This is a genomic window from Paracoccus fistulariae, assembly GCF_028553785.1.
GTDB lineage: Bacteria > Pseudomonadota > Alphaproteobacteria > Rhodobacterales > Rhodobacteraceae > Paracoccus > Paracoccus fistulariae.
This window is the reverse complement of the sequence record NZ_CP067136.1, coordinates 3,169,869-3,192,008: the sequence shown is the minus strand read 5'-3', so window position 1 is coordinate 3,192,008 and position 22,140 is coordinate 3,169,869. Positions and strand designations below refer to the sequence as shown.

Here is a 22,140-nt window from a genome sequence, read left to right as displayed (position 1 = left end):
ATGGATGCGTGTCGGATTGTGGCAGCGGCTGATGATGCTGGTTCTGGGCACGGTCATGCTGATGTGGTTCGCTTTGGCGGCCACCAATCTGGTCTTTGCCCGTTTCCAGCGCGATTTCGCAGAGATTGCGACGGCGCAGGTTCCCCGGATCGCGCTGACCGGCGAAATCGCCAGCCAATCGGCGCGGCTGACGACGCTGGCCACGCGGATCATCGGGGATGAGGGCGCATCGGACGGGCTGATCGAAGAGTTGGGCGATGTCTCGGCCAGTCTGGAGGCTTCGCTTGCCGGGGCCGTGACGGATAGCTCGGCCGGAAATTCCGCCATGATCACCGATCTGCGCGACCGGATCGCGGCGCTGGTCCCGCTGACCGAACGGCGGCGCCAGCAGGCCGAAGAGATGGCCGGACGGCTGGATGCGCTGCGCTGGCTGAACGTGGATATCCAGGATGAGATTGACCCGTTGCTCAGCGATTACGATTTCAATATCCGCGCCAAGATGCTGGAAATCGAAGATGCGCAGGACGGGCCAAGCCGCGAATTGCTGCTGCAGCAGATCGCCGCTGAACGCGTGCTGCGCGATGAAGTGCTGCAACTGGGCACGGATGCGGGCACCGTGGTGACGCTGTTGCTGCAATCCGCCGTCAGCCAAAGCCAGGGCCAGATAGATCAGTTAAGCGGTTTGGGTCTGGACATGCAGGCCCGCCTGACCGAGCGGATTTCCCGCCTGCCCGAGGGGATCGAATTCCTGACGCTGCGCCAATCGGTCGAATTGCTGCGCCAGTCCTTCGACCTGCAAAAGGGCCTTTTGGCCCTGCGCAGCCAGATGCTGGAACTGGACGCCCGGATCTTTCAGGAAATCGGGCTGATCCAGCAAGGGCTGACCGATCTGCAAAACCGCCTGTCCCAACTGGGCGAGGCCGAGAAGCATCAGGCCCTGTCCGCGATCAGCAGCGGCGTCACCTCGGCCCGCTGGACCATGGCCGCGCTGGCGGCGCTGACGCTTCTGCTGGGGGCTGCGGGGATCACGCTGATCTTCGGGGTGATGCGCCGACGGATCGTCATGCCGCTGCGGGCCCTGACCTCAAGAATGCTGGAGCTTTCGGAATCCTCGGGGACCCGATTGCGCCGTATGCCGCGTCAGGATGAGATCGGGCGCATCCGCACCGCCGTCGATGATTTCGCCCGCGCGATCGAGGCCCGCGACAGCGCCATTTCCGAGCTGAAACAGACCCAGGCCGATCTGGTGCAGACCGGCAAGATGGCCGCGCTTGGCAATCTGTCGGCCGGGATCAGCCACGAATTGAACCAGCCGCTGACCGCGCTGCGATATCGCCTGATGCTGCTGGACGATGCCCGGCAGTCAGGCAATACCGAAGAGGCAGAGCGTCAGTTGAACCGCATCGCCGATCTGACGGGCCGGATGCAGGCCATCATCGCGCATCTGGTCCGCTTTGCCCGCCGCGCCGACAGCCAGCGAGAGCCGGTCGCGCTCGCGCGCGTGGTCGAGGATGCCACCGACCTGCTGAAAACCCGTTTTGACGTGGCTGCCATTCGCCCGCAGATCGGCCCGGGGATCGAGGGCATCACCGTCCTTGGCGTTGCCGTGCTGATCGAACAGGTGGTCGTGAACCTGCTGACCAATGCGCTGGATGCCGTTGCCGATCAGCCCGACGGGCGGATCACCGTGGACGCCGCCCCAGACGGTCAGATGATCGCGCTGTCGGTCACGGATAACGGCACCGGTCTGGGCGATCTGCATCCCGAAGACGCGCTGAACCCGTTTGTCACCACCAAGAGCGCGGGGCGCGGCATGGGCCTTGGCCTGTCAATTTCCTATAATATCGCGAAGGATATGGGTGGCGATCTGCGCCTTGTTCCCGCCCGTGGCGGCGGCGTCAGCGCAAATCTGCTGCTGCAGAAAGTGGAGTGAGCCAGATGAACGACCCCGTCGTTTATGTCGTCGATGATGATGCCGACCTGCTGCCCGCATTGGTCGAGGTGATCGAGGGCAGCGGCTGGCCCGCGCGTGGTTTTTCCGATGCCGAGGCGATGCTGGCCGCGTTGCAGCCCGACTGGAACGGGGTGATCCTGTCGGACATGCGCATGCCCGGCATGACCGGGTTGCAGCTGCTGGAACGCGCGCAGGAACAGGCGCCCGAAGTGCCCTTTATCCTGTTTACCGCGCATGGCGACATTCCCACGGCGGTGCAGGCGATCCGGGGCGGCGCCTTCAACTTTCTGGAAAAGACCTCGCCTTCGGATTATCTGCGCGAAATCCTGCGCCGGGCGCTGGAATCGCGACGCCTCAATCTGGAAAACCGTCAGTTGCGGGCCAGGATCAGCTCGGGCGACAGTCTGAAATCACGGCTGCCCGGAAAATCGCAGGTGATGCGCGATCTGAGGCGAGAGATCGCCGCAGTCGCCGGGCTGGATGTGGCGGTCCTGCTGTCAGGAGAGCCGGGAACCGGCAAGGCGGTCGCGGCGCAGGCGATCCACGACAATGCCGACCGGGGCGGCGATTATGTGGTGCTGGATTGCGGCGCGCTGAAAGACATCAGTATCGAGGCCGCGCTGTTGGGTGACGGCGCCGCGCTGGGCGCGCTGGCGCAGGCGGCGGGCGGCACGCTGTATCTGGCCCGCATTGCCGCCCTGTCCCATGCGGCACAGGCGCAGCTGGTGGGCCTGCTGGACGGGATCGGGCCGGACGGGCCGCGCCTTGTCGCATCGGTCGAAGGGGGAATTGCCAAACTGCGGTCCGACGGCATGCTGGATGACGACCTTTATTATCGGCTGAGCCTTGCCGAAATCGAATTGCCCCCGCTGCGCCAGCGCGACGACGATGTGTTTCTGCTGCTGGCCCAGTTCCTGCGCGAAGCGGCCACCCGCCATCGCCGCGAAATCCCGCAGCCTCCGGCACAGGATCTGCGCGCCTATCGCCGCTATCATTGGCCCGGCAATCTGCGCGAATTGCGCAATGTCGCGGAAAAGCTGGTGATCGGATTGCGGGTCACGCTGCAGCCCGATGCCGAGGGCGATGCGCCCCTTGCGCCGGACGCACTGGGTTACGACGCGGCGATGGAAGAGTTCGAATCAGCCCTGCTGCAGGCCGCCTTGCAGAAAACCGGGGGTCGCAAGGCCGAGGCCGCCGAGGCCCTGGGCATCCCACGCAAGCGGCTTTACCTGCGCATGAAGGCCTGCGGATTGCTGGATTCGGGTCAAAACTGACCCGAAAGCGTGTCGAAACTGACCCGAAAATTCTAATTTTTCTTTTTAAAAACAAATAGTTGATTGCATATCCGCCTGCCACTAAAATTCTTTCATCCGTCGAGGAGAACGGACACCTAAGGGAGGAAAGAATGAAGAAACTGCTTTGCAGCAGCGTGGCAACGCTTGGCCTGATGACAGGCGGCGCACTGGCGGCGGAGAAGGTCACTGTCGTGACCTCGTTTCCCGATGATATGACCACCGTCATCGAAAAGGCCTTTGAAGCGGCCAATCCCGAATATGATCTGGAAGTGCTGAACAAAAGCACCTCCTCGGGCGTGAAATATGTCGGTGAGACGGCAGGCAACAACACCACGGATCTGTTCTGGGCATCGGCCCCCGACGCTTTCGAGGTTCTGAAAAAGAACGGCCATCTGGCCAAGCCGACGCTGAATGTCAGCGGTATTCCCGACATGATCGGCTCTTACCCGATGAACGATCCCGACGGGCATTACTTTGGCTTTGCCGCCTCGGGCTATGGCATCATGTGGAACACCCGCTATCTGGAGGCCAACGGTCTGGAACCCGCGCGCGAATGGGCGGATCTGGAAAAGCCGGAATATTTCGGCCATGTCGGCATGTCCGCGCCCTCGCGTTCGGGCACCACGCACCTGACCGTGGAAACCGTGCTGCAGGGCGAAGGCTGGGAACAGGGCTGGGCTGACTGGAAATGGATCGCGGGCAACTTTGCCACCGTGTCCGAACGCAGCTTCGGCGTGCCCGATGGCGTCAATACCGGCAATTTCGGCCTTGGCATCGTGATCGACTTCTTCGGCTTTTCGTCCAAGGCCTCGGGCTTTCCGGTCGATTTCGCCTATCCCAGCGTGACCGCGCTGGTGCCCGCCAATATCGGCGTTGTCGCCAATGCCCCGAATGAGGCAGGCGCCGTCAAGTTCATCGAATTCCTGCTGTCGCCCGACGGGCAAAAGACCCTGCTGGACCCGGCGATCATGCGTCTGCCGGTCAATCCCGAAACCTATGCATCCGCCCCCGAGGGCCTGCCGAACCCGTTCGAGGATGACAGCATCGGCGCGGCAGTGAAATTCGACGTCGATACCTCGGGCGCGCGCTACTATATCGTCTCGTCCATGTTCGACGTGATGATCACCTATCGTCTGGACGATCTGCGCGCCGCCGTGAAGGCCGTGCACGAGGCCGAGGCCAAGCATCCCGATGGCAGCAATGCCGAAGCCGCGGCCCTGATCGCCGAGGCGCGCAGCCTGATCGAGGCCCTGCCGATCACCGAAGAACAAAGCCTTGACCCCGAATTCTCGGCCGCCTTCAGCAGCAAGCGCAAGAAGGCCGATGACGAGGTGGATGCCCGCCAGGCCGCCATCGAGCAGGAATGGGACAGCATGGTCGTCGAAAACTATCGGCGCGCCAAGGAACTGGCTGAAAAAGCCGCCGCCATGTGATCCTCTCGCCCTGCGCGGCCGGTATCTGCCGCGCAGGGCACCGCAGTGTCGCTGATCGCAGCGACACGCGCCATTCACCCCTCAAAAGCAGGCAGGACATCACCATGCCATCTGATAGTCGCCCTACGGCGTATGGGCCTTCGCTTGCCGAGCGTTTGCCAGCCTTCCTCTTCCCCCGCCTTTCCGGACTTCACCTGATCGCGCTGTTCATTGCGCTGTTCCTGTTCGGATTCCTGATCTTTCCGGTGCTGCAGGTCGTCTATGTGGCCTTTCTGGACCCGAATGGCGGCGGGCTGACGCTGCAGAATTTCGGGGATTTCCTGCGCAGCAGCCTGTTCCGGGAAAGCTTCTACAATTCCTTCTATGTCTCGGCCATGTCGGTGGTCTTCGCGACGCTGATCGCCCTGCCGCTGGCCTATATCACCACGCGGTTCAACTTTGCGGGCTCGACCCTGATCCAAAGCCTGGGCTTCATCCCGCTGATCATGCCGCCCTTCGTGGGCGCGGTCGCGATGCAGCTGATCTTTGGTCGCAATGGCACGGTGAACCTGCTGCTGCGTGAACATCTGGGCTTTACCATCCCCTTCATGGAAGGGCTGAATGGCGTCATTCTGGTTCAGTCGATCCATTATTTCCCCTTCATCCTGATCAACCTGTCGGCGGCGCTGCGCAATATCGACCGTTCGATGGAGGAAGCGGCGCAGAACCTGGGTTCTTCGGGCATGCGCATGTTCCGCCGGATCGTCTTTCCGCTGGCCATGCCGGGCTATATCGCGGGCGCGGTGCTGGTCTTCATCAAGGTCTTTGACGATCTGGGCACGCCGCTGCTGCTGAACGTCAACAACATGCTGGCCCCGCAGGCCTATCTGCGCATCACCACGGTCGGTGTGGGCGATCCGATGGGCTATGTCATCTCGTGCATTCTGGTGGCCTTTTCGATCCTGTCGCTTTGGGCATCCTTCCTGGTGATGCGCGGCAAGGATTATGCCACCGTGCAGAAAGGCGGCGGCGGTCTGTCCAAGCGCGACCTGCGCCCGACCGAAAAGGCCATGGCCTATGGTGCCGTCATCCTGATCCTGCTCTTGGTCCTGTCGCCGCATATCGGGTTGCTGCTGCTGAGCTTCAGCACCATCTGGTCCTATGCCCCGCTGCCGGACGGCTACACGCTGGACAACTATGCGCGGATGTGGGCGGATTCCAAAGGTTATATCACCAATACCCTGCTTTATGCCGGACTGGCCGCCGCAGCCGACGTGCTGATCGGCACCGCCATTGCCTATATCGTGCTGCGCACCGGCATCGCGGGCCGCAAATGGCTGGATTACATGGCAACCGCTGCGCTTGCGGTGCCGGGGGTCGTGCTGGGCATCGGCTATCTGCGCACATTCCAGGACGTGCAGGTGCCGCTGGTGGGCAAGCCGCTGGCCAGCTGGTGGGTGATCATCGTCATCGCGCTGATGATCCGCCGCCTGCCCTATGCGCTGCGCGCCTGCATGGCCGCGCTGCAACAGGTCAGCCTGGCGCTGGAAGAGGCCGCCGAAAGCCTTGGCGCGACCAAGGGGCGGACCATTCGCCGCGTCGTGGTGCCGCTGATGGCAGGGGGCATCCTTGCCGGCTTCGTCACCAGCTTTGCCACCGCCGCGGTCGAGCTTTCGGCCACGATCATGCTGGTCTCGTCCGAGGCTGACAGCCCGCTGGCCTATGGCATCTACCTGTTCATGCAGACGCCCTCGGGCCGGGGTGCGGGTGCCGCACTTGGCGTGGTGGCCGTCATCATCGTGGGTCTGGGCACGCTTCTGTCCCAGATCATCATCGAACGCGACAAGAAACTTCGCGCCACCGGCGGCGAACACTGAGTTATGGGAGATATGACCATGAAAACGGAAACCTCCGGAATCGAGATCCAGGATCTGCACCTGTCCTTTGGCGACACCCGCGTGCTGACCGGCGTGAACCTGACGATTGAACCGGGCGAGTTCTTCGGCTTCCTCGGCCCTTCGGGGTCGGGCAAGTCGACGCTGCTACGCTCGATCGCGGGCTTCGGCCCGCGCCCTTCGGGCTCGATCAAGGTCGGCGGCAGCGATGTGCTGTCGCTGCCACCGTGGAAGCGCAATGTGGGCATGGTGTTCCAATCCTATGCGCTGTGGCCGCATATGTCGGTGCGCGATAACGTGGCCTTCGGCCTGCAAGAGCGCAAGGTCCCCGCCGCCCAGATCAAGACCCGCGTCAATGATGCGCTGGACCTGGTCGGGCTGTCGCATCTGGCCGACCGGATGCCGAACCAGCTGTCGGGCGGGCAGCAGCAGCGGATCGCGCTGGCCCGCACCGTGGTGATCGAGCCGCAGGTGCTGTTGCTGGACGAACCGCTGTCGAATCTCGACGCCAGCCTGCGGGTGCAGATGCGCCGCGAGTTGCTGGCCCTGCAGCGCAAGCTGGGACTGACCACGATTTTCGTGACCCATGATCAGGAAGAGGCCAACAGCACCTGCGACCGCATCGCCGTTCTGGACAAGGGCGTGATCCAGCAGGTCGGCCGCCCGCAGGATCTGTATGACAATCCGGTCAACCTCTTCGTGGCGCGCTTTCTGGGCACCGCGAATATTCTGGAAGGCCGGATCGAAAAATCCGCCGATGCGCTGCGCTTTGTCACCACCGGCGGCGACGCTTTGCCCATCGGAAGCTCCAACCCCGGCGATGCCGCGATCGTGCTACGTCCGCAGAATATCGCCATTGGCGAACGTCCGGATGGCGACACGATCCCCGGCAAGGTGCTGCATTCGGAATTCCTGGGCAGTCAGATCCGCTATATCGTTTCTGCCGCGGGAAGCGAGCTGGTCGTCGACAAAAGCCATCGCCAGGGCGAAACCACATTGCCGACCGGGGCCGAGATCGCCCTGCAGGTGAATATGCAAAGCGCGGTCGTCCTTCATGCTTGATCCGGATAAGATCTGGTTGCTTCGTCACGGACAGACGGACTGGAACCTTGAAGGCCGGTTGCAGGGCCGCACCGATATCCCGCTGAACCAGGCGGGCATCATCGGGGCGCATCAGGCGGGCATCCTGATGGTCGGGCAACGGCTGGGCCGCATCCTGTCCTCGCCCCTGCAACGCGCCATGACAACCGCGCAGATCGTGGCCGTGTCGCAGGGCATCACCGCCGTCGCCGACCCGCGCCTGATCGAGCGTGATTTCGGCAGGCTGGAAGGCATGATGCGCCGTGACATCCTTCGCGGCGACGGATCCTCTGACAGTTTCATCACCGCAGAGGATGCCGGTGGCGGGGCCGAGCCCTGGTCACAGGTGAAGGCCCGTATGAAGGCCGCCTATGACGATCTGCCGGACAATCGCGGTCCAGTCCTGATCGTCAGCCATATGGCCGCGCTGACCGCCCTGACCGAGGCGCTTGGCTACGCACCCCCGGTCTTTTACAACAGCACGCCAGTCCTGCTATCCAGCCTTTCCTGCTTGGTATCAGATTGCCGCGCCTCTTCCTGAACACCCCTTCCTGAACACCCCGTTCGCGGGCGGCATCCTGCCGCCCCCGGACATATTCAGATCAGCCGCCGACACCGCGCGTGCGCCAAACCGCGCCAACGGCCGGAACATCGGATCCAGCAGTTAGCGCGCCGCCAGCACCAGTACCGCGATGGCAGCCAGACCAATTCCAACGCCCGTCAGCCGGTCCACCATTGCCGCCTCTGCTCCTCCCGACGCAAGAGGAGCCTGCAACGCACCAAGCCCGAAGATCTCGCCCGCATCGCCCAAAAACGCGAGGGCTGCATCTTCAGCCCGGTAATGCACAGGAACAGCACAGCACCCAGAACAGCCTTGCGCCTGCGGCCCTGATGGCCTTGCGTATTGCAGGGGCCTTGTGACTTCCGAGGTTGTCGAGAATGACGATGTCACCCTCGCGCAACTCGGGGACCAGGACCCGTTCGACATAGGTTCGGAAGCTCTCGCCGTTGATCGGCCCGTCGATCACCCAGGGGGCCACGATCCCGTCATGTCGCAGGGCGGCGACGAAGGTCATCGTCTTCCAGTGGCCGAACGGCGCGCGCCCGATCAACCTTTGGCCCCGCGCCGCCCAGCCGCGCAGCGGGGCCATGTTGGTCTTCGCCCAGGTTTCGTCGAGGAACACCAGCCGTTTCAGGTCGATGCTGCCCTGGTGCGCCTTCCAGCGCTCCCGTTTGCGGGCATCGTCAGGTCGCTCCTGTTCACTGGCGAGCGCGGTTTTTTTTGAAGCTGAGCCCCTCGCCATGGGCAAAGGCCCACATCGTGCGGTAGTCCACCGTGAGCCCGCGTTCTGCCAACTCGGCCACCAGGCCGCGCAGGGTGAAGGCCCCGTCCACCATCCGGGCCCGAAGCCAGTCGGCATGCTCCCCACGGATCTTGCGCGGGACATGCCCGCCGATCTTGCCGGGTGCCGCACTGCCCATGGCCCGCCGGCGTTGCGACCACTTCACCACGCTCGAAGGCGCCACACTCAGGGCGTCCGCCGCCTCGCGCACCGTCTGACCTTCATCAAGCCGCGCCATCGCACGGTCCCGGATATCCATCGAAAGGGGTTTGGTCATGCAGGCTGGCCTCCACTCCCAGCCCCCATGGTGAATCAGAATTCAGCCTCGATGGGAATCCCCCCCGATTCACTCAAGCAACATCCCGATCTAGAGGACCAAATAGCGCCCCTAAACGACCGCCCCAGATAGCCCCTTGCCGTGCAGCCAGAGCGTAGCTCATGCTTTGCCCTCCCTTATCGCCACAGCGCTTTGCTGTAGCAGTAGGCGCACACGCTGATCGGCAGAGATACGAGGCTCCTTGGCAGTCATAAGTTCATGCACGCTTCGATCCTGTCCCGTTTTCTCGCCAGTGATAAGCTGGAGATAGGCCCACCTTCCCATGCCAGCCTCGCTACGCACGCCATATGAGCGGGCCTCATTCATATAGCGTCCTGTCATCGCATTGAGCGTCGCGTCGTCCAGATCGCGTGTCTGGTCGGGCGCCACTCGGCGCAGGTAGGCGGTAATGCGCCCTCTGTTGCGATCAAGCCGAACACCCTCGGTGCGAACGACCGTTTCCATCGAAATTCTCAGATGGCCGCGATGAGGATTAGACGGGGTCTCGGGTCTGTCGGCACGCCACCAGTCCCGACCACTTGCCCACTCGAGTGCAGGCGCGAAAGTCAGCTGTGTCGCGGGGCCGTAGAGACGCGCTATCTCCTGCGAATCCATCGCTGGAAGAGTCTGCGCCAGCACATTGGCATCTGCATGACGAAACAGCACCAAGGTATGCGTATCTGGCTTCTGGCTCTCGTCAGCTTCCGCGGGTTGAGGTTCCTCGAAATCCCTCAGCGCAGCCTTCGGGTACATCACCATATTGATGCCTCTGAGGTGTTTGTAGAGGGCATCGGCTCCATCGGGGCATTGCCAGAAGACGGCGGCGGGGCGCTGGCCAATGAGGGACATCAGCGCAGGGATGATTTCCTGCGGCGCTCGGCCCGTGACTTTCTCGGGGCGTTCGTCCAACCAGACCATATGCGGGGCGGTGATGATCTGTTCGGGGTTGTTGTCGCCGCGATCCAGATAGAGCGGGCGGCTGACAAAATCGCCCAGCATCAGCTCTTGCGGAAGGTTGTCGAATTGCGCGCCGTCGAGAACCGCAAAGACCGGCGCAGCCTTGTGATCCAGCGCCAGCAATACTTCCTCCAGCGTTGTCGGAGTTTGCGCTTCCGTTGTCGGTTCATCGCGCGCGGGTTGGTTCGCCGCATCCAGTGACCAGGGATCGTTCTGCTTCATCCTTTTCCTCGCGAATGATGTTGCGGATTTAACCAAAATGCTTAGAGAGCGCGGTAATCATTTCTCAGCGCGGATCCGATCGGCGCGCGCATTGGCTTCTGGCGGCCAATGCGTCGCACGCCATTCGTCGAAGTAGGGCGGACGCTTCAAAGTGCCTGCATCCATTTGGGCACGAAGCTCTGCCGACGTGGGAATATCGTCATAAAGCCCGCGTTCCGCGAGGATGGCGCGCACATCTTCAAGGTCCTGGCCGTTCGGACTGTCCAGCAGAACACGGGAGGTAAGCGCCAAATCGGCAACGGTCATGCCATTCCCGGCATAAGCGCTCGGGTCCGCGCCACGTTCGATCAGGAATTTAACCATGCCCCAACTGCCGCCACCTGCCGCCCAAATGACGGGTGTTACACCAAAAAAACCACGTGTCTCCAGATCGGCCCCAGCCTTCAGCAGTGCATCGACCGCAGGATAATTTCGTTCGCTAATCCGCCAGAAGATGACCGGAAGATCGTTATAGAGTTCATAAATGTCGACGTTCTGTGCCATGCCCTGCCTCTCATCCTTTGCGAGCGCCCATCCTACTGCCAGCATTAGGACCAGAGCCGAGGCGACGGCCGCCTTAGTCAACCACCGCATCCATTTGCCTCCATCTGCCGTTCGATCCGTGCCTCTTCTTGGCCGATGTCAGAAAACAGAACCCATCGGGCATTGGCTGAGAACTCACTGCTGCGCCCGTATCTTGTCGGCGCGTGCATTGGCTTCGACAGGCCAGTGCGTCGCGCGCCATTCGTCAAAATAGGGCGGGCGCGGCAATGTCCCGGCCTCCATTTGTGCTCGCAGCTCGGCCGGGGTGGAAATATTGTCATAAAGTCCGCGCTCGGTGAGGATGGCGCGCACCTCCTGCAAAGCCTGCCCGTCGGGGCTTTCAAGGGGTACACGAGAATTGCGGGCTCTGTACGGAACTGTTTGGCCATTGCCCGCGTAAGCGGACAGGTCCGCGCCACGTTCTATCAGGAATTTTACCATAACCCAATTGTCACTGCTTGCCGCCGCGAGAACGGGCGTTCTGCCGAAAAAACCATGGGTATCTATATCAGCCCCGGCTTTTAGCAACGCATCAACTTCGGAATAATTCTCTTCATTGATCCGCCAGAAGATGATCGGCAGGTCATTATAGAGTTCATAAATGTCGACGTTCTGTGCCATGTCCTGCCCCTCATCCTTTGCGATCGTCCATCCTACTGCCAGCATTAGGACCAGAGCCGAGGCGACGGCCGCCTTAGTCAACCACCGCATCCATTTGCCTCCATCTGCCGTTCGATCCGTGCCTCTTCTTGGCCGATGTCAGAAAACAGAACCCATCGGGCATTGGCTGAGAACTCACTGCTGCGCCCGTATCTTGTCGGCGCGTGCATTGGCTTCGACAGGCCAGTGCGTCGCGCGCCATTCGTCAAAATAGGGCGGGCGCGGCAATGTCCCGGCCTCCATTTGTGCTCGCAGATGCGCAGGCGTGGGTACATCGTCGTAAAGCCCGCGTTCCGCGAGGATGGCGCGCACATCCTGAAGGTCCTGGCCGTTCGGACTGTCCAGCATAACCCGGGAGTTAAGCGCCAAATCTGCAACGGTCATGCCATTCCCGGCATAAGCGCTCGGGTCCGCGCCACGTTCGATCAGGAATTTGACCATGCCCCAACTGCCGCCACCTGCCGCCCAAATGACGGGTGTCACACCAAAAAAACCACGTGTCTCCAGATCGGCCCCAGCCTTCAGCAGTGCATCGACCGCAGGATAATTTCGCTCGCTAATCCGCCAGAAGATGACCGGAAGATCGTTATAGAGTTTATAAATGTCGACGTTCTGTGCCATGTCCTGCCTCTCATCCTTTGCGAGCGCCCATCCCACTGCCAGCAATACGACCAGAGCCGAGGCGACGGCCGCCTTAGTCAACCACCGCATCCATTTGCCTCCATCTGTCGTTGAATCTGGGATTCTTCCTGTTTCAGTGAGTTCTGCACCTCTTGCATCCCATGCAGTTGAACTCCGCTTTTGGCGTTGTTTTCCAAGCTCGTATTGAAGTTATTTCCGGTCCATTGCCCACGGGAATAATTAGCAGCCTTCACATCGGCAATGCTGCGCCGGATACCGAAGGCCTTGGGACCGAACCGGTCCTGAAAGTCGCTCAGGATATCGCCCGTAACATTCGTGGCATGAACCAGATCGGTATTGGCCAGCGGCAAGCCAGCCAAAGTACTACCCGACAGCCCGGCGGCGTTGAAAGTCTGAGCAGGAAATCCCGACGCCCCCGATGCCGTAGCAGCCAGACCGCCCCCAAGCGAATGACCGACGAAAGAGGTTGGGCCGACACCAGATCGGCGAAGACCCTCTCCTATCCAGCTAGCCTGTGTGTAATATGCCGTCTCCAATCCCAGGCGCTGGCTTATATTGGTCTGCCAGTCAGCTGTACTGGACATCTTGGTCCCCTTGAAGCCGACCACATAGCTTTCCGCACCACTAATCGGGTCGGTCTTCACAAAAGCCTCAGCATGAAAGTCTGGCTCATCTCGCAACACCAGCAAGTTGCTCCCCGCGCCATCCGACAGCCCCATCTTCTGAAGATCAGCCTCGGTCGCCCGCCTGTATCCTTCAGGCAGCGGCGCGTTCGGGTCATAGGTCGCGGCGGCCAGCATGGCCTTTTCCTGCTCGTCCCTGTTGTTGTCCAGTTGTTTCCTCAAAGCCTTGCAGATGTCTTCCCGGCACTGCTTGCAAGGCGCGTTGTCACTACCGGGTGATAAATCGGCATCGGCCATCGCCTCGGCATGTTCAATCTGCGCCGCTGTCACCCCACTTTCAAGCAAAGCGTCCGCCAGATCGTTTGTCGCCGTTTTCACCGTACCCCCCATCCTCTACCTCACGAAGGGCGTTGCTGATTTGGCCATGGCGCGGAGGCATTTGCTGCCTTCGCCGGGGCCGCCGGATTTGAAGTCGATGGCATTGCCCTCGATCAGGACCTTCAGCCCGCGGATACGCACGCCGGATTTGTTGATCTCGACATAGCCGCCTGGTGCTGACAGCAGCAGCGTGTCGTCGGCCTTGATCTCCCAGACCCGCGAGGTGCCTTCGAACTTCTCCTCGGACGAGATCTGGTAGAGCTTGCCCGAACTATGCGCCGCGCGCTGGCCGGTATGGGTGGTGTATTCCTCGCCCACATCGACGGTCTTGGTCTTGCCGACCTGCAGGCGCTGCTCGACCCCGACCTTGGTGAATTCCTTCTGCCCGATGGTCGTGTTGCGGACCGAGCCGACCATGGTGTTCTTGAACAACCCGATCTGCTCGGTCCGCGCCAGGCCGATCGTGTCGGCCTTGAACTTCTCGACCAGCGTGTTCATCACCCCCGAGACCGGCATGATCGCCGAGAGCACACCGCCAAGCGCGGTGCCCGTGCCGACCTGTTCAGCCCCCGCAACCGCCTTGTTCTGACCGGCACCGTCGAAGGCCGAGATCAGCGGGCTGGAGGCGATCTCGCCACCAACTGTCGCGGCGACAACCCCGCCCAGAAAGGCTGGGATCGAAGGATCGCCCGCCTCCTCGGCCACGTTCATCGCATCCTTGGTCGCCTGTCCCGCGATTCCAGCAAGCGCTGCGAAGAGGCCCAGCTTGCCGCCGCCCACGGTCAGATTCATCGAGCCGCCAATGCGTTCCTGGTGGTTGCTGCCAATCTCGATCGACTTGTTGCTGCCCACGCTTTCGACCTGATCGTTATCCACCCGCTTCATGCGGTTGTTCAGGACCTTCAGCGTCTGGTCCTTCTGGGCATGAAGCGCGATGTTTTCCTGCCCGGTCTCATCCTCGAAGCTGATCTCGTTGAAGCCCTGTCCTTTATGGGTATTGGAACGCATGACCATCTTGGTCTTGTTGGCGGGCAGAGGGTAAGGCACTTTCTGCCTGGCATTCGGGACGACGCCTGTCACCACGGGCCTGTCGGGGTCGCCGTCCAGATAGCTGACCATCACCTCCATACCGATGCGCGGGATCACCTGGCCGCCCCAGCCGGCACCGGCCCAGTTCTGCGTCACCCGCACCCAGCAGGTGTCCGAGCCATCCTTCCTGGCCCGCCGGTCCCAGGGGAACCACAGCTTGACGCGGCCATATTCGTCGGGATGGATCTCCTCACCCGCAGGGCCCGCCACGATCGCCACCTGGGTGCCGTCGATCCGCGGCTGAGGCGTTACCCGCCGCGGCGTCGCGGGCACATCCGCGGGCAGCGCCAGGAAGCGGTTCACATATTCGGGCTGGTTCTCGACGCTTTCATAGCTGGTATCCGTCACCTCATGCTCGATCGCCAGGATCACATGCGGCGCGAAGACATTGTCCGGATTGGCCACGTCATAGGGCGTCAGCCGCGACCCCGCCGCAAGCGTACGCACATTCGACGACCCCTCGACCCGGGCATGCTCGGCCTCATCCGCCTGCATCCGCAGACGGGCCACGCGTTCCACCGCCCCATCCTCGATCCCGTCGCTGGCGCGGCCGCCCGGACCATAGCCCGCCTGTACCGGGTATTCATATCGCTCGTAACCGCCATTCCGGGGCAGGTTGATCAGGCCGGGGCTGACCCCGCCCGGCACATGGCCCGGGGTCTGGAAATTCCAGTCGCCCCCGGCATGCGCCCCCGGAATGTAGCGGAAGGTGGTTTCGAACCGGTTAATGTGATTGCGATCGGTCGAGCCATGGGCAAAGCGCACATCCTCACCCCCCAGATAGCCCGAGGCATGGCTGGCGATATGCAACCGGTGCGCGCCTTCCTCATGCGACCACCAGAAGAACAGCCCGTCCTCCTCCAGCCGCCGCGTCAGATAGGCCAGATCGGTCTCGTTCCATTGCACCGAGTAATGCTGCGGCGGCACCGGATCGGTCACGCCGCCGGTCCGCGGCGCGGCGATGCCATGTTCCGACATCAGCGTCTGCGCCACCTCCAGCGCCGACATGTCCAGCCAGATCCGGCAATCCGAGCGCTGCGACAGAAGCCACAGATCCGGGCGCAGGATCAGCTCGTAATGGCGCAGCCCACGGCTCTGGCGGGGGCCTGCGCGCAGATCGGTGACGATCGCATTCCATTGCCGCCATTGCCCGCCGCCCAGTTCCAGCCGCAGATCGACCGGCTTGCCCAGCAGATCCTGCGGCGTCAGATCCGGCGATTTCGACCGCAGCGAGACACGCCCCTCGAACAGCTCGGAAATCGCCTCACGCCAATGCAGCTTCTGCGCCAGAAGCACATCCGCCCCCAGAGCGCTGTCAATGCGCAGAATCCGCTCAGCCTGGATGAAGTCGGCGCTCATGCGAAACCCCTTAACCACAAAAACTCAACTCAAAATCAGGGCCGACTATATACACGGCCCCGACGGACTGTCAGCCCCGATCTCGCCAGCAACGCAGAAAGACGTCGCGAGAGGCCCTAAAGGCTTTGGCGCGGGCGAAGGGGCCGCTAGAATAAGCGGTCACCGATCGGAGGCAGGAGAGGCATGGCGGATGACAACAATGAGGCGGGCAGCACCGGCAAGTTGGCACCCAAACCGCCATCCCGCCGCGGCCACCCCAGCGACATGTACGGAATTTCCCGCAAGTCACCGGACGCGACCGGCCAGCAAGCCTGGACCGTCCGCCTCTCGCGCGGCGGCCGCATGATCCAAACCTCCTTCTCTGACAGCACATATGGCGGCCCCGCCCAGTCCCTCTTTGTCGCGCGGGCCTACCGGGATGCAGTTCTCGAGATCGTCCCGCCGCTGACCCGCACCGAGATGCGCCAGGTCACCCGCAAAAAAGCCCCCTCCGAGCACCGCTCCGAGATCACCGGCGTCCATTATGCCAAGGCCACAAGAAACCGCTCTGCCGCCTGGATCGCCCGCATCGAGCTGCCCGCCGAGGACATCCCCGGACGCCCCCGCAAGGGCACCAAGCGCCCCCGCCGATCCATCACCCGCCGCTTCTCCATCAACCGCATGGGCTATGAAGCCGCCAAGCAAGCTGCCGAAGACGACCCACTGATCCCTTTGCCGGGTGTCTGCTATGCGGGACAATTCCGACCTTGGCAGACCGTGCGCCAACGTCTGCTCTAGAAAGACCGTTCATCTATCGATCGTTGTGACAAGGGTGGCGTGATTGGAGAATGTACCAGTTTTGAGAGTTGGTTTCGTTGTTAGATCACCGGCAGATGCGATCCCAAAAGCCGCGAGATGCCCCCCCACCTTGACCAAATGAGAAAGCTTATCCGAACGGGGCGGGCTGGCCAGGCTACTGGCCTCGACGCGGAGCGGGCGGGCGTCGCCGCGCTGATGACGCTATTTGAGGAAGAACGGGATAGGAGTTGTGCCGAAGTTTTGGCGGCCGTGGCCGAGCACCGGCTTTTCCCGATCCCCGACCAGCTTCGGCCCTTTTTGCCTGACGACACTCCCGTGGCCTAGGACGTGGCCGACCTCTCTGCCGAGTTTGATCTCTCCTTTGACGAGCAGGGCCTGACCACGCCCGAGGCCACACCGCCCACCGAAACCACCATCACCGAGGCCTGAATGCATGCGCTTCCGGCCCCGTTTTCCCAAGTGGCGCGCTACCTCGCCTATGTCGAAGACCGCAGCTCCTATGGCACCCACCAAGGGGTCAAGGAGCTTCAATTTCCCCGGGTCATGGTGATCGCCGACGATGCCCACACACGCTTCAAAGGCCTTGCCTCGTATGAGACGATGTTTGGCGTGAAACCCCTGAGCGACTCCTCCCGGAAGAAGGCGAGCGAGGGTGAAAAAACCACGGTTGCCGTTCGCAATCGGATGCTGGTCCTGGTGATGCAGCTGCGCTGGAAATTGGTGTCGGCATTGCGCTTGCGGATCTGTTGCAGCAGGCCCGCATCGCGCAAGCATCGGATCGCGGTCAGGCTGATGCGCAGATATCTTGCCGCGTCAGCAAGGCCTGGGTCGCGATCCGGGCGCTGCGCATCCCGGTCGCAAAGGGCATCCGGTGCGATGCGCAAGGCCTGAAGTCCAGTGCCCTCGCCCTGCGCGACCTGCCCAACGAGGACGCCGCTGCGCCACGCCGCGATGACGCCCGCCAGGCTGATGCTCCGATGGGCGCAGAAGGTCGTCAGCGGCAGATCGCCGGACCATGGTCGGGACCGGGGAAGCACATCGACAGCCTGCAGAAGCGCGTCGATTTCCGCGCGGCAGGGATAGCGCAGCGCCGATCCGAAACGCAGATGCGACAGCACCCCTGCGTGGATCAGGGCCTTCACCTGTTCGGGCCGGATGCCCAGAGCCTCGGCCGCCTCTGTGAGATTGCAGAGCGTCGCCCAGAATGCAGTGACCCGGTCCAGATCGGTCGGCGTGATGCTGATCCGTGCCGCGACCTCACTCGGCTCGACGCCGTCTATATGCGCGAGAAGACGTTTCAGAAAGCTGACGCCCAGCTTCGCCCGGCTGCGAGCTTCGTCGAAGGTGATCTGGGCGATCGCATCGGGAAGCCTGCCGAGGACGGGCCGGTCGGGCTTGGCTGGGTAGTGCCGGAAGACATGGCGCCGCACGACCGAGGTGAGACAATCAAGCGCCGGGACATCCTGCACCGTCCGCAGCCAGGCATGGAAATGTCCGAGGTCGGCAGAGAAATAGGCCCTGGCGTCCCGCGCCTGGTGACGCAACCGCTCGAAGGCCTGTTCAAGACCCGGCGCTCCCTGCGCGAGCACCGCGAATCCGACGTCACAGGCACGCCGCTCGCTGTTGCGGTCGACCTCGATAAGGCGCTTTTCCTCATGGCCCGAGATTGTCAGGCCAAGGGTCATGCAGGCGCGGTGAAGATGCACCAGTTCCAGCGATTTCAGCCAGTCGTCCTGCGGGCCGTGACGAATGCGCAGGCGAATATAGGCCTCGAACGGGCTATCTTGCAGCGGAACCGGGTCGGCCGCCGCTGCGGCAAGCAGCTTGTCGTGTCGCATGACCTGGGTAACGACGTCATAGGTCTCGTGCGAATTGGCACCGGGAGGCAAGGCGCAGAGCGCCACGCCGTGCGTGTCGCAGCGATGCAGGCACGCGCGACGCGTGCCTCTGGCTTGACCGCGACCGCCCATTTCGAACCATCGCGGAACTGGGCGAGATAGTCGAAGGTGTGATGCGCGGTCCGACCGCTTGCATCGGTGAACGTCACTTTCGGCGGCTGATCCCACAGATTCCAGATGTCCGGCCGCGCCAGCAGCAACAGCGCCGTCTGCCGCTCGAGGTTGCTTTCATAGATGATCTGGCGCCATCGTTCCTCGGCGGGCAAAAGCGCCAGAAGAAAGCCGCGCAGGCTGGACCTGGACCGTGCGGCAAAGCTGCGCGATCCGGTGCTGCGGATGGGCGGCTGCCATGGGGCATCGTCATCATCATCGCACATGTCATCTGCCCCGACCGCCGGCGTTGCGGCAGCCACCTGGGGCCCTCCTTCATGGATCGGGGTGAACAGAGCCGCCCCGCAGCATCATCTGCAGGCTTGACCGGTCCCGGATTATGGGTCATGAAAGAGGTGTATCTGGTCGCAAACTTGATACACCTCAGAAAGGCCTTGGAAGTTCGAGCTTCCTTGGCCTTTTGCTTTTCTAGGTCATGGCTCATCTCCCCGATAGCGATCCGGGAAAAGCGCCTCGGGCGTGCTGCCGATGGCATCCGCCAGCGCCTTTTCGATCCTGCGCGAGCGGTGATAGCCCTTTCCGACAAGAGACAGCGCTGAATCCGACACGCCGAGATCGCGGGATATCTGTGCCAGCGACGACCCCCGGATGCGAAGCTCTGCCTTCAGACGCTCATGGGCGTCCAGACTCAGTTTTGACGGCTGTCGCATGATCACATCGCTCCTGTCCGGGGCCTCGGGCAAACCAAAGCGTGAGGTCAGCTAAGGAAGCGCAATCGCTCGCGTCAATTGAAACATATTGATTCATCGAAAGAAATTCACGCCACAAATGTGGAATCTCCTCCACGTTTGTCGGAAGCCAAGGAGATCCAGCAAAGAATCGTCACAGGCGAGACCTCAGGAACCTATACTTAGTGACAGCGCAAGAATGTGACGGGATGCGGTGCCATGACGAACCAGGGCGACGACTACGAATCAATTGCCAAGAATGTCGGGGCGGGGCGCCTGCGGAAGATCCGGGAAGAGAATGGCCTCAGCCGTCAGGAATTCGCTGAGCGCATCGATAAGTCCCTGAGTGACTACAGCAACTATGAATCCGGGCGCAGGGAACTTCCGCTATCGACCCGCCTGGCAGTCATGGACAGGATCGGGCAGGATCCGTTGCCGACGGAGGTCCTGCGCGAGGCCTTGTCCAGCCATGTAAACTCTGCGAACGCAGCCCCCGGAAAAGACCCGAAGAACAAGCCATCTTGGCTCTCTGAAGTTCGGGCAGAATGCAAAGCGTACCGAGAGAATAACTTCTCCCGCCCGGCTCGCGTCTTGCTGGCGATACAGGATCGCGCCTTTGCAATAGCGACAGTCTACGGCTGGGTCGATACTCGCCGGCGCGATCTGGGCTTGCCTTCAATATTTGATGATCAGATCGCGGACATCCTCCTCGTCGCCTCGTTCCTCGTTGTCCTTATGCTGATCATCCCCATCTTCAGCGAGTTTCCCGTCACGAAATTCGTTCGACATCTGATAGGCCTTGGATGGAGCGATAACGTATCTTTCCTGAGGAAAAAATGAGGCTGCGCTTTCGCGCAGTCCGGCAATCCCGGGACCAAGGGGATTTGGGCAAGCCAAACGCCCTCGGCCTGTCAGGGGGAAGACGCTGCCTTCCCCCTCGGGCAAGTCGATTAAACCGGGCCGTGTCCTCGGCTGCGCCTGCGGGCCGCTCCACCCCGGTCGAATAAACTTGCCTCGCCCCCTTCCGCGTTCGCCACGTGGCAGACCTGCAAGAGCGCGCCTCAAGGGGCGGATCTTGCAGATCACACCAAGTATAGAGGGAAAACGCGATGCCCGAGACAAGGAACATCAAGCCCCGGCGACGACGCCGAAGGGGCGATTGGGTCAGAAATCTGACAGAAAGCCAGAAATCTCTGACAGACGATAAGTTGGGCAATGGCGGACCCGGAGCGATTCGAACGCCCGACCCCCAGATTCGTAGTCTGGTGCTCTATCCAGCTGAGCTACGGGTCCGTCGTAGGGCGAGCATCTAGCGTCCTGCGTCAGGGGTTGCAAGGGGCAAAAGCAAAAAATCGAACGCGGGTCGCGGGAAAAGATTATTGGGCCGCCGCGGGCTGCGGTTGCAGCGCGATGCTGACATCGCGCGGGATGTGGATCATGAATTCGCTGCCCTCGGCATCGCTGCGGATCAGATCGACCGCGCCGCCGTGACCGCGCACCAGATCGGCGGCGATGGTCAGGCCAAGCCCCGTCCCCCCCTTGCGCGCACTGCCCGAGAAGGGCTTGAACAGATGTTCGCGCGCCTTTTCCGGCAGACCGGGTCCGGTATCGCCGATGCGGATCCACCATTCATTGTCGTTTTCGCCAGCCGCAAGTTCGACGGTCCCCGGCTCTCCCGTGCCCTCGATCGCCTGACGCGCGTTGCGGATGAGATTGGTCAGAACGCGGTAAAGCTGATCGCGGTCGGCGCGGATCGTCAGACTGGGCGGAATGTCCGTCACGAAATCCACCTTGCCGACGGCCTCGCCCGCCAATGTCTCGGCCTCAACCACATCGGCTGCAAGCTGCGCCAGATTGAAGCGTGACAGGGTGGGCGGCGGCTCTTCCGCCTTGCCGAAGGCCAGCGTGGTTTCGCACAGGGTCACGGCGCGGCTGATCGAGTTGACGAGCTTGGGCGCGGCGCGGCGCACCTTGGGGTCGGCGCTGTCTTCCAGACGGTCGGCAAAAATCTGCGTCGTGGTCAGGATATTGCGCAGGTCGTGGCTGATCTTGGCGACGGCCTGCCCCAATTGCGCCATCCGCTCTTTCTGCTTCAGCGAGGAGGTCACCGTCTTCTGCATCGTCTCAAGCGCCGATTCAGCGGCGTTCAGCTCCGCGATCCGGGCATTGGGGGCGATGATATGGCGCGGATCCTCGGGCGCATTGGCATAGGCGACCATATGGCTGATGACGCGGCGGATCGGCACCAGCACCAGACGCTGCACCACAAGGTTCAAGAGCAGCGCCGTCATCACCGAGAAGGCCGCCGACAGCAGCAACAGCCGAAGTCCGTAATCGATCATCCCCTGCCGCAGCGGGGCGGTATTCATCGTGATCTCGATCAGCTGTCCCGCCTGATTCACGGGCGAGCCGATGACCCGGATAACCTCATCACGATTATCGAACAGGGTCCGCAGCGCGTCATCCATGGTCTGAAAGACGCCCTCTTCCCGCAGGTCATAGGTCGCCGAGACGGGGCCGGGGATTGGCGATGACAGGACAAGCTGGCGGATATCGTTGCGCCGCAGCACCACGTTGAAAACGCCCGCATTCTGCAACAGCTCTGATTCCAGATCGCTGGCCAGCGATTCATCGGTTGCCAGCAAGGCAAGGCTGGCGATCTGCGCCCGCTCCAACCGCGATTCCAGGTAGTCCAGACGATAGCTGGCAAGCGAGGGCAACAGGATGCAAATCTCGGCCAGCACGACGAAAATAATCGTCAGCGCAGCGAATCGGCCAGAGATCGTGTTCAGTCGCAT

The 22,140-nt window shown here is 62.1% G+C and carries 17 protein-coding genes, 1 tRNA gene and 1 pseudogene; 8 read left to right on the top strand and 11 right to left on the bottom strand.

Going from position 1 to position 22,140, the window contains the following annotated elements; translation table 11 throughout:
• Nucleotides 1-4 precede the first annotated feature (4 nt).
• From JHX87_RS15805 to JHX87_RS15780, 6 genes are all read left to right on the top strand, one after another.
• The gene (locus tag JHX87_RS15805; RefSeq protein WP_271883863.1) at nt 5-1,933 is read left to right on the top strand and encodes an ATP-binding protein; all 1,929 of its coding nucleotides are present in this window, start codon (nt 5-7) and stop codon (nt 1,931-1,933) included.
• 5 nt (nt 1,934-1,938) lie between these two features.
• Nucleotides 1,939-3,228, top strand: coding sequence for a sigma-54-dependent transcriptional regulator (locus JHX87_RS15800; protein ID WP_271883864.1), 1,290 nt, complete (start codon nt 1,939-1,941; stop codon nt 3,226-3,228).
• Nucleotides 3,229-3,359: 131 nt separating this feature from the next.
• Complete coding sequence (locus JHX87_RS15795) at nt 3,360-4,682, top strand: ABC transporter substrate-binding protein (protein WP_271883865.1); 1,323 nt, start codon at nt 3,360-3,362, stop codon at nt 4,680-4,682.
• 104 nt (nt 4,683-4,786) lie between these two features.
• Entirely contained in the window at nt 4,787-6,538 is a 1,752-nt protein-coding gene (locus JHX87_RS15790; RefSeq protein WP_271883866.1) for an ABC transporter permease, read from the top strand.
• 18 nt (nt 6,539-6,556) lie between these two features.
• Entirely contained in the window at nt 6,557-7,618 is a 1,062-nt protein-coding gene (locus JHX87_RS15785) for an ABC transporter ATP-binding protein (RefSeq protein ID WP_271883867.1), read from the top strand.
• A complete protein-coding gene (locus JHX87_RS15780; RefSeq protein ID WP_271883868.1) occupies nt 7,611-8,177 on the top strand; it encodes a histidine phosphatase family protein in 567 nt (188 codons plus the stop codon). Before JHX87_RS15785 ends, JHX87_RS15780 begins: the two co-directional genes overlap by 8 nt.
• Before the next feature lie 328 nt (nt 8,178-8,505).
• Here the strand turns inward: JHX87_RS15780 and JHX87_RS15775 are convergent.
• The 7 genes and pseudogenes from JHX87_RS15775 to JHX87_RS15745 all read right to left on the bottom strand — a co-directional run.
• A pseudogene (locus JHX87_RS15775) lies at nt 8,506-9,256 on the bottom strand (IS630 family transposase); the annotation flags it as partial.
• A 159-nt stretch (nt 9,257-9,415) separates the two neighbouring features.
• Nucleotides 9,416-10,474, bottom strand: coding sequence for a DUF4123 domain-containing protein (locus tag JHX87_RS15770; RefSeq protein WP_271883869.1), 1,059 nt, complete (start codon nt 10,472-10,474; stop codon nt 9,416-9,418).
• A 57-nt stretch (nt 10,475-10,531) separates the two neighbouring features.
• Nucleotides 10,532-11,017 carry an ankyrin repeat domain-containing protein gene (locus tag JHX87_RS15765; protein WP_271883870.1) on the bottom strand — a complete coding sequence of 162 codons (486 nt, stop codon included), beginning with the start codon at nt 11,015-11,017 and terminating at the stop codon, nt 10,532-10,534.
• A 174-nt stretch (nt 11,018-11,191) separates the two neighbouring features.
• Nucleotides 11,192-11,677 carry an ankyrin repeat domain-containing protein gene (locus tag JHX87_RS15760; protein ID WP_271883871.1) on the bottom strand — a complete coding sequence of 162 codons (486 nt, stop codon included), beginning with the start codon at nt 11,675-11,677 and terminating at the stop codon, nt 11,192-11,194.
• 174 nt (nt 11,678-11,851) lie between these two features.
• Nucleotides 11,852-12,337, bottom strand: a complete 486-nt coding sequence (locus tag JHX87_RS15755) for an ankyrin repeat domain-containing protein (RefSeq protein WP_271883872.1) — start codon at nt 12,335-12,337, stop codon at nt 11,852-11,854.
• 77 nt (nt 12,338-12,414) lie between these two features.
• The gene (locus JHX87_RS15750) at nt 12,415-13,359 is read right to left on the bottom strand and encodes a Tle-like phospholipase domain-containing protein (RefSeq protein WP_271883873.1); all 945 of its coding nucleotides are present in this window, start codon (nt 13,357-13,359) and stop codon (nt 12,415-12,417) included.
• A 15-nt stretch (nt 13,360-13,374) separates the two neighbouring features.
• Entirely contained in the window at nt 13,375-15,807 is a 2,433-nt protein-coding gene (locus JHX87_RS15745; RefSeq protein WP_272833727.1) for a type VI secretion system Vgr family protein, read from the bottom strand.
• Between the two features lie 183 nt (nt 15,808-15,990).
• Here JHX87_RS15745 and JHX87_RS15740 point away from each other — a divergent pair, with 183 nt between their 5' ends.
• A complete protein-coding gene (locus tag JHX87_RS15740) occupies nt 15,991-16,584 on the top strand; it encodes a hypothetical protein (RefSeq protein WP_272833726.1) in 594 nt (197 codons plus the stop codon).
• 548 nt (nt 16,585-17,132) lie between these two features.
• On the opposite strand, the gene JHX87_RS15735 is transcribed toward JHX87_RS15740, so the two are convergent.
• On the bottom strand, nt 17,133-18,575 hold the full coding sequence (locus JHX87_RS15735; protein WP_271886659.1) for a helix-turn-helix domain-containing protein: 1,443 nt from the start codon (nt 18,573-18,575) through the stop codon (nt 17,133-17,135).
• Between the two features lie 512 nt (nt 18,576-19,087).
• The gene (locus JHX87_RS15730) at nt 19,088-19,324 is read right to left on the bottom strand and encodes a helix-turn-helix domain-containing protein (protein ID WP_271886660.1); all 237 of its coding nucleotides are present in this window, start codon (nt 19,322-19,324) and stop codon (nt 19,088-19,090) included.
• Nucleotides 19,325-19,561: 237 nt separating this feature from the next.
• On the opposite strand from JHX87_RS15730, the gene JHX87_RS15725 reads away from it, so the two are divergent.
• On the top strand, nt 19,562-20,182 hold the full coding sequence (locus tag JHX87_RS15725; protein ID WP_271886661.1) for a helix-turn-helix domain-containing protein: 621 nt from the start codon (nt 19,562-19,564) through the stop codon (nt 20,180-20,182).
• Nucleotides 20,183-20,558: 376 nt separating this feature from the next.
• On the opposite strand, the gene JHX87_RS15720 is transcribed toward JHX87_RS15725, so the two are convergent.
• Nucleotides 20,559-20,635 (bottom strand) — tRNA-Arg (locus JHX87_RS15720).
• Nucleotides 20,636-20,718: 83 nt separating this feature from the next.
• Complete coding sequence (locus tag JHX87_RS15715; protein WP_271886662.1) at nt 20,719-22,140, bottom strand: sensor histidine kinase; 1,422 nt, start codon at nt 22,138-22,140, stop codon at nt 20,719-20,721.